Below are 14,254 nucleotides of genomic sequence, written 5' to 3'. Positions count from 1 at the left end.
CCTGACACGCGTTTTTCTGCCCCTTATCACTCACCCGCTTGATGAGTTTGCTTAACCCTAACCTATCCCACTGAGAACAGGAATGCACCTCAGGTAGAGCTACGGCGCATCACATTCAGGTCAAGCAAATGGGTCGTCGGGATAACCAACACCGGCAAGATATAGCCCATGCGGCGGACAAACGGGGCCACAGGCTGCGCGGTCACGTGCATGGAGCGCGGCCTCCACGTCGTCAGGCGTCCATTGCCCTGCGCCAACACGCTCGAGCGTGCCAACAAAAGACCGCACCTGATTGTGGAGGAACGACCGTGCTCGCACGTAAAACCGTATCTCTTGCCCATCTGGACGCGCCAGCTCTTCGACGCGCAATTCATCCAATGTTCGCATCGGGCTATCAGCCTGACAAATAGACGACCGAAATGTCGTAAAATCATGCCGCCCCAAGAGCCTATTGGCCGCCTCTTGCATCGCAGCCGCATCCAACCGTTGCCGAACTTGCCAAACCAATCCCGCCTCATGCACCAATGGAGCACGGCGTGTGATGATACGGAACAGATAACGACGTTCATTTGCCGAAAACCGTGCGTGCCAATCGTCTGCAACCTTTTCGGTGCGGACAATCGAAACTGGCAACGGCTTTAGGTGATAGTTCAACGCTTCCATCAACCGAAACGTTGTCCAATCCCGCTCTAGATCGACGTGAGCCACCTGATGGGTCGCATGAACGCCCGCATCAGTCCGCCCCGCCGCCGCGATGGTATGGGCGCGTGGCTCTAGCTTGGCCAAGGCCGCTTCAATCGCGCCTTGCACCGACAATTGCTCTGCCTGCCTTTGCCAGCCGACAAAAGGGGCACCGTGATATTCGATCTGAAACGCGTAACGAGGCATGGCCCCCGATTAGGCCGCGCTGCCCCGAAAATCAATCCCGCGCCCGCTCTGCCTTTGTGCTCAAAATATCCCGGGGGAGGCCGCCGCAGGCGGACGGGGGCAGCGCCCCTACACAGAGCCGCCCCAAGTGCTTATCTATGACCCAATAGAGCAGGAGACTGATTTGGTCCTTTCAACACTTGCCGATGGTCTAGCCCGTAGCCTTGAGACGGTCACTGACACTGTAACGGCCCCATTTTCCGATCCCGTGGTCCGTTTAGGCGTCACAGGATTAAGCCGCGCGGGCAAGACGGTCTTTATCACCTCCCTCGTGGCTAACCTGATGGATCGGGGGCGGATGCCACAACTGGTTCCTGCGGCGAACGGTGCGATCCGCTCGGCCTATCTTCAGCCACAGCCCGACGATACGATCCCGCGGTTCCCGTATGAGGATCACCTCGCCAAGCTCACCGCACCGCAACCGAGCTGGCCTGAGGGTACGCGCCGCATTTCCGAATTGCGTCTGTCCTTGCGTGTTCAGCCGACAGGGTTTCTGGCTGGAGTGACGGGGCCGCGCACGGTTCATATCGATATCGTGGATTACCCCGGTGAATGGTTGCTCGATCTGGGGCTTCTTGAGAAATCCTATGCGGAATGGTCGCGTGAAACTTTGGCACGGATGGAGGGGCGCTCTGTTGCCCAATCAGCGCGAGATACGATGCACTCGGCGAAGGGTGCAGAGCCGCACGATGAGCCCACCGCAGGGGCCTTGGCCGGGAGCTTTACCGCCTACCTGAATGCAGCCCGAGAGGAGGGGTTTTCGGACCTGTCGCCGGGGCGGTTTCTGTTGGCCGGCGATCTGGAAGGATCGCCTGTTTTGACCTTTGCGCCGCTGCCTGAAATCGACCGTGCGCCGCGTGGTTCTCTCTACCGTGAATTTGAGAGAAGGTTCGAAAGTTACAAGAATAAGATCGTAAAGCCGTTCTTTAAGGATCATTTTGCAAGAATAGATCGACAAATTGTTTTGGTTGATGTGCTGGGTGCGATCCATAATGGCCCCCGTGCGGTCGAAGATTTGCGCACCGCGATGGCCGATATTCTGGCGGCGTTTCGACCGGGGCGGAATGCGTGGCTGACGCGGCTCTTGGGTGGAAAGCGGGTGGATAAAATCCTTTTTGCAGCGACCAAGGCAGACCACCTCCACCACGGTCAACACGCCAAACTGACAGCGATCACGCAGGCCCTATTGCGCGAAGCAAAGGATCGGGCGGATTTCGCGGGTGCGCAGACCAATGCGATGTCGATTGCGGCGCTGCGCACGACGACAGAGGAGACCGTTCAACACGATGGTGCGACCATTGATGTGGTGAGGGGGCGTTTGCTGTCAGATGGGCGGCAGGCCGCGTTTTACCCTGGTGCCTTGCCTGATGATCCCGCGCATCTCCTCGCACCAGCCCGTTCGGGCGATGAAAAATGGTTGGATGCCGATTATTCCGTGATGAATTTCGCGCCTGCGCCGCTCACCCTTCGACCGGGTGATGGTCCGCCACACATCCGGATGGACCGTGTTGCGCAATTTTTGTTGGGGGACCGACTATGACGACCAATGGCCCTGTTTTGATCGACCTCGACACTCCGTCGCCCAGTCCCGCAGAGGCCCCGCCTGTCGATGACTTCGACGCGGGACGCCCCGTCGCGATGCAACATCTGGCGGCGCTGTCGGTGCGCAAACCTTCGCGTCTGGCAAAGTGGTTCTGGTCGCTGCTTGTCTCGCTGATTGGCTTTGTCGTGTCCTTGGCTGCGTGGGATTACGTGAACGCACTCCTCGCGCGGTCGCCCGTTTTGGGGTTGATCGTCACTGTATTGGTCGCTGGTTTTGTCGCGGTCATGGCGCTGATCTCGCTGCGGGAACTGGCAGCGTTTGGGCGGCTCAGACGGTTGGATAAGGTCCACAAAGAGGCCCAAGAGGCTATCGCGAGCAATGATTTAGCTTTGGCTCGTAATGTTCTGTCAGATATAAAGAAACTCTACAAAAATCGCGCTGATTTAGAGTGGGGATTGGCCCAGCTCTCTGACCGTGAAGCCGAGGTGATGGACGCTGACGGTCTCTTGCAATTGGCCGAGCAAACGCTCCTCTTGCCGCTTGATGACAGGGCCCGCGCGGAGGTCGAGGCCGCAGCGCGTCAGGTCGCGACGGTTACCGCGATTGTGCCCTTGGCCTTGGCTGATCTGATCACCGCCTTGACCGCGAACCTGCGGATGATCCGTCGTATCGCAGAGATTTACGGGGGCCGTTCTGGCACCTTCGGAAGCTGGCGTTTGACTCGCACGGTGCTGACGCATCTAGTGGCCACTGGGGCCGTTGCGGTGGGTGATGATCTGATCGGAACCGTCGCTGGCGGCGGGGCCTTGGCCAAGGTGTCGCGCCGTTTCGGTGAGGGCGTGATCAACGGTGCATTGACCGCTCGGGTCGGTGTGGCCGCACTAGAAGTATGCCGCCCGCTGCCGTGGGGTGTGGCGTCAAAACCAACAGTTTCGCAAATCGTCAGCCGCGCATTGGCGGGGCTCTTTGGGCGTCCGAAGGCGGATCAATAAAAACTCTGCGGGTCGATGTCGATCGACAGGCGGACGTTGTTCGGAACCCGCACCTGCGCCACCCATCGCTGGAGCGCGTTTTGCAGCGGCGCGGTTTTGTCGGCCTTGACCAGTAAGCGCACACGGTGACGGCCACGGATGCGAGCGATCGGGGCAGGGGCAGGGCCAAAGACTTGCGCCCCGATACGGGTCAGCGGGTCCGCCCGCCGCGCCAAGCCATTCCCGAGGTCAAACACCTCTTGCATGTCGGGACCAGAGATCACGATGCCAGCCATCCGCCCATAGGGGGGCACGCCTGCCGCCTTGCGCTCTGCGGCTTCGGCTTTCCAGAATTCTTCTTCGTCGCCCGATAGGATCGCGCGGATCACGTGGTGTTCAGGCTGATAGGTTTGCAGCAAGGCAATGCCGGGGGTCTCTGCGCGGCCTGCACGCCCCGCAACCTGACGCATCAGTTGGAATGTCCGTTCGGCCGCGCGAAGGTCGGAGCCCTGCAGACCCAGATCAGCGTCAATAACGCCCACGAGCGTCAATCGCGGGAAGTTGTGCCCCTTCGCCACCAGTTGCGTACCGATGATGATGTCGGTTTCGCCGCGCCCGATCTCTTCGATCTTTTCCTTGAGCGCGCGGGCAGAGCCAAAGAGGTCGGACGACAGGACGGCGATTTTCGCGTCGGGGAAAAGCTCGGCCACTTCTTCGGCCATACGCTCCACACCCGGACCAACGGGGTTCAGTTTGCCTTCGGCCTGACAGTTCGGGCAGACCTCTGGCATGGGTTTGGTTTCGCCGCACTGGTGGCACATGAGCCGTTTGAGGAACCGATGTTCCACCATCCGCGCGTCGCAATGATCACAGGCGATCTGATGCCCGCAGGCGCGACAAATGGTGAGCGGCGCGTATCCACGGCGGTTAAGAAAGACGAGCGATTGTTCGCCCTTTTCCATACGGCCGATGATGGCAGAGCGCAGGCTGGGTGAAATCCAACGGCCGGAGGGGACATCCTCTGCCCGCATGTCGATGGCTTTCATGTCGGGCAGCACCGCGTCGCCAAATCGCGAGGTCAGCGTGATCCGATCATATTTCCCCGCCTCGACATTCGCCCAGCTTTCGAGGCTTGGCGTGGCAGAGGCCAGAACCACTTGTGCGTTGTTCAGTGACGCCCGCAGGACGGCCATGTCACGGGCGTTGTATAGGACGCCGTCGTCCTGTTTGTAAGAGGTGTCGTGTTCTTCATCGACGACGATCAGGCCGAGGTCACGATAGGGCAGATAAAGCGCGGACCGTGCGCCGACGACCAGTTGCGCGTCGCCATTGCCGACCATTTTCCAGCAACGGCGGCGTTCGGTCATGGTGACGCCCGAATGCCATTCCGCAGGTTTCATCCCGAACCGAGCCTCAACGCGCGTGATGAATTCAGAGGTCAGTGCAATCTCTGGCAATAGCACCAGCGCCTGTCGCCCAATGCGGAGCGCTTCGGCTACGGCTTCAAGGTAGACCTCGGTTTTGCCCGATCCTGTCACGCCTTTTAGCAGCGTGGTGCCATAGGCACCTGAGCGCATTTTCGCCCGCAGGGTTTCGGCGGCGGCCGCCTGATCGTCGCTCAGGTCTTTGGCACCGTAATCTGGGTCGAGTCGCGGGTAGGGCAGGTCGCGGGGGCTGTCCTCTTCGCTCACCGCGCCTTGTTTGACGAGGCCCTTGATGACGGAGGACGAGGTGCCTGCCATCTCTGCCAGTTCGGACAGGGTAAAGGCCAAGCCGCCGTAGTCGCGCAGCACCTCTAACACGCGGGTGCGGGCGTCGGTCATGCGGTCGGGGGCAACGCTTCCCAGACGGTAAACCTTGCGCATGGATGGCGCGTCGCCCAATCCCGGTGCCCGAGTCGCGAGCCGCAGCATCGCGGACATGGTGGTCAAGGTATAGGCGCCGACCTTGGTCAGGAACTGACGCATCTCTTCGCGCATGGGCGCCACATCGAGCACCCGATTGACGGAACGCGCTTTGGACAGGTCGAACCCACCGATGCCGTCACCCCAAATCACGCCCAAGACCTTGCGCGGTCCAAGAGGCACCTCAACAAAGGCACCGCGCCAACATCCCCCCTCGGGTGCTTTGTAGTCCAGCAGACGGTCGAGGGGCTGCGCGGTCAGCACAGATACCAGCTCTCCTTCTGCGTAGAATTCTCTCACGTAAGCGCACTCATTTCAGGGTTTCGGTTTTACCCTACCTGAGGTAAACGCTGACCCGACAAAGGCCAACCCACACTGTGAGGCAAATCCCATGAAATTTTTTGTAGATACTGCTGACGTGGATGCAATCCGCGAACTTAACGACCTCGGTATGGTTGATGGCGTGACCACCAACCCGTCCCTGATCTTGAAATCGGGCCGTGATATCCTCGAAGTGACAAAGGAAATCGCTGAACTGGTTGACGGTCCTGTATCGGCTGAAGCTGTATCCATGGACTTTGAGACCATGCTGGCCGAAGGCGAAAAACTGGCGAAAATAGCAGACAACATCGCGGTTAAGGTTCCGCTGACCTGGGCTGGTCTGCGCGTTTGTAAGGAACTGTCCTCGCGCGGGATCATGGTTAACGTGACGCTCTGCTTCTCGGTGAATCAAGCGATTCTGGCTGCAAAAGCTGGCGCGACCTTTATCTCGCCGTTCATCGGTCGTCTCGACGATATCAACCTCGACGGCCTGCAGCTGATCGAAGATATCCGCACCGTTTACGACAACTACGGCTATGAAACTCAGATCCTCGCTGCATCTGTGCGCACCGCGAACCATGTGTCTGAATGTGCGAAAATCGGCGCTGACGTGATGACCGCTCCGCCGGCTGTGATCAAAGCGATGGCGAACCACGTTCTGACCGACAAAGGCCTCGCACAGTTCGAAGCTGACTGGGCAAAGACAGGCCAGAAGATTCTCTAATCTTCACCTTATCCAATCTACATCTAGGGGCGGCCTTATCGGCTGCCCCTATTTGCGTTAAGTGATGCCGCTAACCTGTGGCAAAACCTGCACAATCCGCAGTCGCAGTTTTCTGCTGACTTGCGCGATGGGGCGATTTTTTACACAACCTCTCGCAAAAACCTGTTAGGGTTCGCGCAAAGCAGTATGAGGTCAGTGATGAGCGGTAATCCGGAAATCGATCCGAAAGTGCGGGATTTTATTCTCTCCGATCCTGAGGTCGTTCTCGAAGATACTGATCTGATGCGCGCGCTCGTCTCTGCGAACGAACAGGCGATGGGCGGCAATATTGTTGATTTGCGCGGCATTGCGATGGCTCGGCTTGAGGCGCGTCTGGACCGCCTAGAGGACACCCACCGTAGCGTGATCGCCGCCGCCTATGAAAACCTCGCGGGCACCAATCAAATTCATCGCGCCGTGTTGCGCATGATGGAACCCGTAAAGTTCGATGCCTTCCTTCAGGACCTCGGCACCGAAGTCGCGGAAATTCTGCGCGTCGATTCCATGCGTCTGGTTCTCGAAAGTGGGGCCGAGCAGGCGGATGACGCCGTGCGGAGCCTTGGCGATGTTCTCTCAGTGGTGAAGCCCGGATTTATCGCGGACTATATGACCAAGGGCCGTAATGCCCCGTTGCGTCAGGTGCTTTTGCGTCAGGTGCAGCCAGAGGAAAACAGCCTCTACGGTGACAAAGCGGATTACATCCGGTCCGAGGCGTGTCTACGTCTCGACTTTGGTCCGGGGCGTTTGCCGGGGATGTTGGCGATGGGGGCAGAGGACCCGCATCAGTTTTCACCGCAGCAGGGTACGGATCTTCTTGGGTTCTTTGGCTCTGTCTTTGAACGCGCCATGCGGCGCTGGCTTGAGTGATCTCTCCTGCACTCACCGATGCGCTCGCCCGTTGGCTTGACCATGCGCGGGCGGTCGATGGTGTGGCCGAAAACACGATAAAGGCCTATCAAACAGACGTTCTCGCATTTCTTGGGTTCTTGCAAAATCACCACGGTGAACAGCAGGGCACGGTAGCGCTGTCGCGACTGACCATTTCGGACATGCGGTCATGGATGGCGCATGAACGCGGTCGTGGTGTTGCGGCGCGGTCGCTCGCGCGGATGCTTTCGGCGGTCAAATCCTTTGTGAAATGGATGGCAGAGCGAGAGGGGTTCGACCCCTCAGCGGTCCTCATGACCCGCGCCCCGAAATTCCAGAAAAAGCTACCCCGCCCACTGGCCGAAGACGCTGCCAAAGCGATGATCGACACGGTGGAACTGCAAGCCCGCGAACCTTGGGTCGCAGCCCGAGATGCGGCGGTCGTGACGTTGCTCTATGGCTGTGGTCTGCGGATATCAGAGGCGTTGGGCCTCAAGGGCCGCGACTATCCTTTGCCCAACGTTCTGAGGATCGTCGGCAAGGGCGGCAAAGAGCGTATCGTGCCCGTGATCGACGCCGCCCGTGATGCGGTGGCTGCCTATGTGCGGGACTGTCCGCATCAGATCGACCCTGACACGCCGCTGTTTCGGGGTGTGCGCGGCGGGCAACTGTCGCCCGTGATGATCCAAAAGGTGATGGCGCAGGCACGTATGCAGCTGGGCCTGCCTGCCACGGCGACCCCACATGCGCTGCGCCATTCTTTTGCCACGCATTTGTTGAACGCGGGTGGGGACTTGCGGGCCATTCAAGAATTGCTGGGTCATGCCTCGCTCAATACGACGCAGATGTATACGGCTGTCGATACCGCCCGCCTGATGGAGGTCTATCGATCAGCGCACCCCCGCGCAGGTGCGGGATCGCGCGACTGAACCCTTGCCCCTAGGGTTGCTTTCGGTCATTTAGCCCCAATGACACTTTCACACAAAGCCCTCGGCGTTCACCTTCTCACCGCAACTGGCGCAGTTTTTGCGATGCTCGCGATGCTCGCTGCCGTCGATGGCAATTGGAGCTTGATGTTCCTATGGCTGGTCGTCGCGTTCTTTGTGGATGGGATCGATGGGCCGTTGGCGCGGAAATACGACGTCAAAACCAATAGCCCGATCTATGACGGCGTGCTGTTGGACCTGATCATCGATTACCTGACCTACGTCTTTGTGCCCGCCTACGCGCTGTTCAAACATCCAGAGATGTTGCCGGGGTGGACGGGCTGGGTGGCGATCATGGTGATCACCTTTACCTCGGCGCTGTATTTCGCGGACACCCGCATGAAAACAAAGGACTATTCGTTCTCTGGTTTCCCGGGGTGCTGGAACATGCTGGTGCTGGTCGTTTTTGCGATCCGCCCTGATTATTGGGTGATCCTCGGCCTCGTAGTTGTGCTGTCGATCGCGATGTTCCTGCCGATCAAATTCGTTCACCCGACGCGCACCGCGCGCTGGCGGCTGGTCACGCTGCCGATGGCGCTGGCATGGACAGGGTTTGCGGGATGGGCCGCTTGGGTCGATTTCCATCCCGAAAGCTGGGCGCATTACGGGTTGGTGATCACCTCGGTTTACCTGATCGCAGCAGGCGCCATGCAGCAGGTCGTTTACGGCAAAGACGGTTAAAGCGGTTTTGTCATAAGGCGGTGCGGGATACCTGCATCGTCAAACTCTGGCCCCTCAGCGGTAAAGCCCAGCTTTTCATAAAACGGAATGGCGCTGACCTGCGCATCTAGGCGGGCTTCGGTGAAGCCTTTGTCGCGGGCGTGATCGAGCAGGACCTCCATCACTCGTTTGCCCAAGCCCGTCCCACGCGCTTCTTTCATCACTGCAACGCGCTGCACCTTGGCATACCCACGGTCGAGCAGGCGTGCGGTCGCCATAGGCACCCCGTCCAACCGTGCGAGGAAGTGGGTGCATTGGTCCTCTAGATCATCCAGTTCCAGCTCTGGCGGCACGTTCTGTTCGCCCACAAAAACGGTGGTGCGAATGTCATAGCAGGCCTGACGGTCTGCGGCTGTGGTGACGATCGTGATCATATGGTTCCCCGTTGTGAAAAGGGCGCCCGAAGGCGCCCCGATCTATTAGCCCAGTGCCGCGTCACAGCGTCCGCAGACGCCCGCGTGGCTGTGGGTGCCAACGTCTGGAAGGATTTTCCAGCAGCGTTCACATTTCTCACCGTCTGCCTTTTCAAAGACGACGGCCACGCCCTCAACTTCGCCCATGCGGAAGGCTTCAGCAGGGGCAGGGTCGTTTGTAAGCATAACGCCAGAGGTGATGCAGAGGTCGTCAAACGCAACGGTTTTCAGCGCCTCAAGCACGTCCTTGTCGTCAACGTGGACGACAGGCGCGGCCTCAAGGCTTGCACCGATGACCTTATCGCGGCGCTGGATTTCCAGTGCAGCGGTCACGACGCGGCGCACCTTGCGGATGCCTGCCCATTTCGCGGCCAAGGCTTCGTCTTTCCACGCTGCGGGTGTTTCTGGGATATCGACCAGATGCACTGATGCGCCGTCCTCTTTGTGACGCTCCAGCCAGACCTCTTCCATCGTGAAGACGAGGATCGGGGCCAGCCATGTGGTCAGACGGTTGAACAGGATGTCGAGAACCGTGCGCGATGCGCGGCGGTTCAGGGTATCGCCGTCACAGTAGAGCGCATCCTTGCGGATGTCGAAGTAGTAGGCCGACAGGTCCACGGTCGCAAAGTTAAAGAGCGCTTGGAATACGCCTTGGAAATCGTATTCAGCATAGCCCTTGCGAACGACTTCATCCAACTCCGCCAGACGATGCAGAACCCAGCGTTCCAGTTCTGGCATGTCTTGCGGATCAACACGGTCGGCCTCGGTGAAGTCGTTAAGCGACCCCAGCATAAAGCGCATGGTGTTGCGCAGACGACGGTAGCTGTCGGCCACGCCTTTGATGATCTTATCGCCGATGCGCAGGTCAGCGGTGTAATCGGACTGTGCCACCCACAGACGCAGGATGTCTGCGCCGTATTCGTTGCAAACGTCTTCGGGGGCGACGGTGTTGCCGATGGATTTGGACATCTTCATGCCTTTTTCATCCAGCGTAAAGCCGTGGGTCAGAACGCCCTTATAGGGGGCGCGACCTTTGGTGCCGCAGGCCTGAAGCATGGACGAATGGAACCAACCGCGGTGTTGGTCGGTGCCTTCGAGGTATAGGTCCGCAATGCCGTCCGCGGTGCCATCTTCACGGTCGCGCAGAACGAATGCGTGGGTCGAACCAGAGTCGAACCAAACGTCGAGCACGTCAAAGACCTGTTCGTAGTCGTCAGGGTTCGCATCGTTGCCGAACACGCGCTCTTTGAAGCCGTCGACATACCAAACGTCGGCGCCACCCACTTCGAACTCCTCAGCGATACGGGCGTTGATCGCCGCGTTGCGCAAGAGGAAATCATCTGCGGTCGGCAGGGTGTCTTTCTTCACAAAGCAGGTCAGCGGAACGCCCCACGCGCGTTGACGCGAGAGAACCCAGTCAGGGCGCGCTTCGATCATCGAATAGAGGCGGTTACGGCCCGTTTGTGGGGTCCATTTCACCAGCTGGTCGATCGAGGTCAGCGCGCGTTCGCGGATGGTTTTGCCATAGGTGTCCTGCCCGTCGTTCACGTCCTTATCGATGGCTGCGAACCACTGCGGCGTGTTGCGGTAGATAACAGGAGCCTTCGACCGCCACGAATGCGGGTAGGAGTGCTTCATCTTGGCCTTACCAAAGAGCGCGCCCGTGTAGGCCATCTGTTTGATGTTCGCGACGTTTGCGGGACCCTCTTTGCCATCGGGCAGGATCACATGCATGCCTGCAAAGATCGGCAGGTCAGCGCGGTAAGAGGAATCCTCGGTCACGTTGTAGGTCATCGGCAGGCCGAATTTCAGGCCGAGCTGATAGTCGTCGTCACCGTGCGACGGCGCGGTGTGAACAAAGCCCGTACCAGCCTCTTCGGTCACGTGATCGCCCGGCAGCATCGGAACGTCATAGTCCCATTCGCCGTTGCCGTCCTCAACGCCACGGTAGGGGTGCGCGAGGATCATGCCTTCGAGGGCATCAGCAGCGACATCACCGACTTTTTCAAACGCAGTGACGCGAACGCCCTGCATCACGCTTTCGGCCAGCGAATTGGCGAGGAGAACAACCTCGCCAACGGTCGCGGCAGAGTGTTCGTGAACTTCGGTCACTTTATAGAGGCCGTATTCGATGGTTGGGCCATAAGCGACAGCGCGGTTCTGCGGGATGGTCCACGGGGTGGTGGTCCAGATCACGACTGTAAAGTCGTCGCTGGATACTTTTTCGCCACCCACGACAGGCTTAAACCGCACCCAAACCTGATGGCTGGTGTGGTCGTGGTATTCGACCTCAGCCTCTGCCAGCGCGGTTTTCTCAACAGGCGACCACATCACAGGCTTAGAGCCCTGATAGAGCGTGCCGTTCATCAGGAGCTTCATGAATTCTTCGGCGATCACACGTTCCGCGTGGAAGTTCATCGTCAAATAGGGATCAGCCCAGTTGCCTGTGATGCCCAGACGTTTGAACTCTTCACGCTGGATGTCGATCCAACCTTCGGCGAACTTGCGGCATTCCTGACGGAAGTCGACAACGTTCACTTCGTCTTTGTTCTTGCCCTCAGCGCGGTATTTTTCTTCGATCTTCCATTCGATCGGCAGGCCGTGACAATCCCAACCCGGAACATAACGCGCATCTTTGCCCAGCATCTGCTGCGAACGCACGATAAAGTCCTTGAGGATCTTGTTCAGCGCGTGACCGATGTGCAGGTGGCCGTTCGCATAGGGAGGGCCATCGTGCAGGATGAACGGCGTGCGATCAGATTTTTCACGAAGGCGATCGTAGATGCCGATCTCGGCCCAACGGGCAAGCCATTCAGGCTCGCGCTGCGGCAGGCCTGCACGCATCGGGAATTCAGTTTCTGGCAGGTTTAGGGTGTCTTTGTAGTCAGGTGTGTCGGCGCACATGGTGGCGTCCTTTTCACGAAAATTCGGTCAGGATGGGTAGGATCGGTGCGAAGTCTCAGACACCTTAGCCCGGCCGCTCTGGTTTCAGAGAGCCGGGTTCGTAATTCGAATAATGATCGGGTTACGTGCCTTCATGGGCGGCTTATAGGACGGGCGGGAATTGGCGTAAAGTCTATGTGGCCACCTGACTAAAATTGCCGCATCTTGTTCTTTGTCAATGAAGGCTCAGAGTGGCTTTGCTAGAGTTAATCATGTGGTCGGTTGTGCGTTGGGACTGATCACCGATTGGGGGTTTCCGACGTCGAAAGGACGGGCCATGTCGTTACTGTCGCCCCGTTTCCCGATCTCTGAGCAGGAGGTCGAGTTGGTCGTTCACGAATTCTACGCCGTCGTGCGGACCCATCCCGGATTGGGACCCATCTTTAATAAGCATGTGACGGACTGGACGGCCCATGAGGCCAAGATCGTCAATTTTTGGCGCAACGTGATCTTTTTCGACAAGGTCTACGATGGCAATCCGATGCGTGCGCACATGCATGCGGGCGACGTGCGTCCGCAACATTTCGACGTGTGGCTCGGTCTGTTCGACTCGGTTCTGCGGCGTCACCTGAATGCGCTTCAGGCTGCGGCGTGGTCAGAACTTGCCCATCGCATCGGGCGCGGATTGCGGATCGGCGTTGAGGAACGTCACCGTAATACGGTGAACCCACCGAGGCTCGTTGGTTAAAGCTCTGACACGCGCGCGATGCGCTGATCAAGTAGGAAGTCGGTAATCATACCGCCGATCCAAAATGCGGTCAGCGCGAGCCACGCGGTGCCTGCAAAGACCGATCCCCCCGTCACGCCTGCGCCAATAGCGCAGCCACCTGCGAGCATCCCGCCAAATCCCATGAGAGCCGCCCCCGTGAGGGACCGCCGCATATTGGCCTCTGATTCAAAACCTTGGAATTTGAACTCTTTGGTGAGGACAGAGGCGAGGAACGCCCCGATGAATACGCCCGGAACGAGACCCACTGGGAATTCCAGAACGGCGTTTCCACTATCGAGAAGGAACATCAGCGTATTGGCCGATGGGCCTGTAAATGTGGCGCTTTCGATTGGGTAGGGGTCAAAGGCCACGCGGCTCAGCGCAGTTGTCAGCGCCCAGCCCAGTGCCACGGCAAAGCCTACGCCCGCACCAAAGATCAGGCGGCTTGCGCCGATGCGGTTCTTGCGGGCGATGATCAGCGCGAGGACGGCGAGCATCAGGCCAAAGGCCAAACCGCCCCATTCTGGCAGGTGCAGCGCGGATAAGAGGTCCACATTGCGTCCGCCTGAGGTGATCCATTGCGAGGCGATCCAGTCGCGCGGTGCCTTGAGCCAGCCGCCCATTGTCATCTGCGCCACCACGGCAAAGACCATGCCCGACACCAAACTACGCAGGTTCCCTGTCGCGGCTAGAACCAGCAAACGTCCCGAACATCCCCGCGCCATGATCATACCGACGCCAAACATCAGACCGCCGACAATTGCGCCTGACCAGCTTCCGGGGATGGCCATGATGCGTGCCTCGGGAATGTCGATGTAGCCCAAAAGCCCTGCCGCCTGCACCCAGACGACAGCCGTTGAGAAGGTCAGCAGCCAGACCGCGACCTTGTCCCCCATCTGGCGGCGGGCAAATTCTACCGTCGCAGCACGCAGGCAAAACCGCGACCGTTGGGCGGCCACGCCAAAGGTGATGCCCGTGATGACCCCCATCAAGAGAGCCGTGCGGCCTTCACCCAAAGTTTCGACGATGGACAGAAAATCCATATCAGTCTCCCCGCTGCGATGCCTCTTTATAGATATGAATGTCTGAATACTGGACTCTGAAATACGAAATCTTTGACCCAGATCAGACAGGGCGGGGCGGTAAAATCACTCGCCATACCCCATAAAAAGGCGTATCGGGCGGGT

12 protein-coding genes are annotated in these 14,254 nt (G+C 59.0%); 7 read left to right on the top strand and 5 right to left on the bottom strand.

Going from position 1 to position 14,254, the window contains the following annotated elements; genetic code table 11:
* Nucleotides 1-120: 120 nt before the first annotated feature.
* Nucleotides 121-888, bottom strand: a complete 768-nt coding sequence (gene truA, locus QWY83_RS07770) for a tRNA pseudouridine(38-40) synthase TruA (RefSeq protein WP_249945395.1) — start codon at nt 886-888, stop codon at nt 121-123.
* 163 nt (nt 889-1,051) lie between these two features.
* Here truA and QWY83_RS07765 point away from each other — a divergent pair, with 163 nt between their 5' ends.
* Entirely contained in the window at nt 1,052-2,467 is a 1,416-nt protein-coding gene (locus tag QWY83_RS07765) for a YcjX family GTP-binding protein (RefSeq protein ID WP_249945396.1), read from the top strand.
* Complete coding sequence (locus tag QWY83_RS07760) at nt 2,464-3,462, top strand: YcjF family protein (protein ID WP_249945397.1); 999 nt, start codon at nt 2,464-2,466, stop codon at nt 3,460-3,462. Before QWY83_RS07765 ends, QWY83_RS07760 begins: the two co-directional genes overlap by 4 nt.
* On the opposite strand, the gene QWY83_RS07755 is transcribed toward QWY83_RS07760, so the two are convergent.
* The gene (locus QWY83_RS07755) at nt 3,456-5,645 is read right to left on the bottom strand and encodes a primosomal protein N' (RefSeq protein ID WP_249945398.1); all 2,190 of its coding nucleotides are present in this window, start codon (nt 5,643-5,645) and stop codon (nt 3,456-3,458) included. The two genes, QWY83_RS07760 and QWY83_RS07755, sit on opposite strands and share 7 nt — an antisense overlap.
* Before the next feature lie 91 nt (nt 5,646-5,736).
* Between QWY83_RS07755 and fsa the strand changes: the two genes are divergently transcribed.
* From fsa to QWY83_RS07735, 4 genes are all read left to right on the top strand, one after another.
* A complete protein-coding gene (gene fsa, locus QWY83_RS07750) occupies nt 5,737-6,390 on the top strand; it encodes a fructose-6-phosphate aldolase (RefSeq protein ID WP_067546217.1) in 654 nt (217 codons plus the stop codon).
* Between the two features lie 198 nt (nt 6,391-6,588).
* Nucleotides 6,589-7,296 (top strand): DUF484 family protein, encoded by a 708-nt coding sequence (locus tag QWY83_RS07745; RefSeq protein ID WP_105234681.1) that lies wholly within the window; start codon nt 6,589-6,591, stop codon nt 7,294-7,296.
* Nucleotides 7,293-8,225 (top strand): tyrosine recombinase XerC, encoded by a 933-nt coding sequence (locus QWY83_RS07740; protein WP_249945399.1) that lies wholly within the window; start codon nt 7,293-7,295, stop codon nt 8,223-8,225. The genes QWY83_RS07745 and QWY83_RS07740 overlap by 4 nt, the downstream gene beginning before the upstream one ends.
* Nucleotides 8,226-8,264: 39 nt before the next feature.
* Nucleotides 8,265-8,963: a CDP-alcohol phosphatidyltransferase family protein gene (locus QWY83_RS07735; protein WP_105234683.1), complete on the top strand. Its 699-nt coding sequence runs from the start codon at nt 8,265-8,267 to the stop codon at nt 8,961-8,963.
* Here the strand turns inward: QWY83_RS07735 and QWY83_RS07730 are convergent.
* Both QWY83_RS07730 and ileS read right to left on the bottom strand, forming a co-directional pair.
* A complete protein-coding gene (locus QWY83_RS07730; RefSeq protein WP_105234684.1) occupies nt 8,960-9,376 on the bottom strand; it encodes a GNAT family N-acetyltransferase in 417 nt (138 codons plus the stop codon). The genes QWY83_RS07735 and QWY83_RS07730 overlap by 4 nt on opposite strands.
* 45 nt (nt 9,377-9,421) lie before the next feature.
* Nucleotides 9,422-12,319: an isoleucine--tRNA ligase gene (gene ileS, locus QWY83_RS07725; protein ID WP_249945400.1), complete on the bottom strand. Its 2,898-nt coding sequence runs from the start codon at nt 12,317-12,319 to the stop codon at nt 9,422-9,424.
* Nucleotides 12,320-12,635: 316 nt separating this feature from the next.
* Here ileS and QWY83_RS07720 point away from each other — a divergent pair, with 316 nt between their 5' ends.
* Nucleotides 12,636-13,046 carry a group III truncated hemoglobin gene (locus QWY83_RS07720; RefSeq protein ID WP_249945401.1) on the top strand — a complete coding sequence of 137 codons (411 nt, stop codon included), beginning with the start codon at nt 12,636-12,638 and terminating at the stop codon, nt 13,044-13,046.
* On the opposite strand, the gene QWY83_RS07715 is transcribed toward QWY83_RS07720, so the two are convergent.
* Nucleotides 13,043-14,110, bottom strand: coding sequence for a YeeE/YedE family protein (locus tag QWY83_RS07715; RefSeq protein ID WP_249945402.1), 1,068 nt, complete (start codon nt 14,108-14,110; stop codon nt 13,043-13,045). The genes QWY83_RS07720 and QWY83_RS07715 overlap by 4 nt on opposite strands.
* Between the last annotated feature and the right edge of the window lie 144 nt (nt 14,111-14,254).

Origin of the sequence: Marivivens donghaensis (genome assembly GCF_030410045.1) — a bacterium.
Lineage (GTDB): Bacteria > Pseudomonadota > Alphaproteobacteria > Rhodobacterales > Rhodobacteraceae > Marivivens > Marivivens donghaensis.
The sequence above is the reverse complement of the archived record's forward strand: the minus strand, read 5'-3'. Positions and strand labels throughout refer to the sequence as shown.

Bases quoted from the DNA above. Each gene is read 5' to 3' on its own strand.
- QWY83_RS07760 (WP_249945397.1), top strand. From the start codon at position 2,464: ATGACGACCAATGGCCCTGTTTTGATCGACCTCGACACTCCGTCGCCC.
- ileS (WP_249945400.1), bottom strand. From the start codon at position 12,319: ATGTGCGCCGACACACCTGACTACAAAGACACCCTAAACCTGCCAGAA.
- QWY83_RS07745 (WP_105234681.1), top strand. From the start codon at position 6,589: ATGAGCGGTAATCCGGAAATCGATCCGAAAGTGCGGGATTTTATTCTC.
- QWY83_RS07715 (WP_249945402.1), bottom strand. From the start codon at position 14,110: ATGGATTTTCTGTCCATCGTCGAAACTTTGGGTGAAGGCCGCACGGCT.
- QWY83_RS07720 (WP_249945401.1), top strand. From the start codon at position 12,636: ATGTCGTTACTGTCGCCCCGTTTCCCGATCTCTGAGCAGGAGGTCGAG.
- QWY83_RS07735 (WP_105234683.1), top strand. From the start codon at position 8,265: ATGACACTTTCACACAAAGCCCTCGGCGTTCACCTTCTCACCGCAACT.
- fsa (WP_067546217.1), top strand. From the start codon at position 5,737: ATGAAATTTTTTGTAGATACTGCTGACGTGGATGCAATCCGCGAACTT.
- QWY83_RS07730 (WP_105234684.1), bottom strand. From the start codon at position 9,376: ATGATCACGATCGTCACCACAGCCGCAGACCGTCAGGCCTGCTATGAC.
- truA (WP_249945395.1), bottom strand. From the start codon at position 888: ATGCCTCGTTACGCGTTTCAGATCGAATATCACGGTGCCCCTTTTGTC.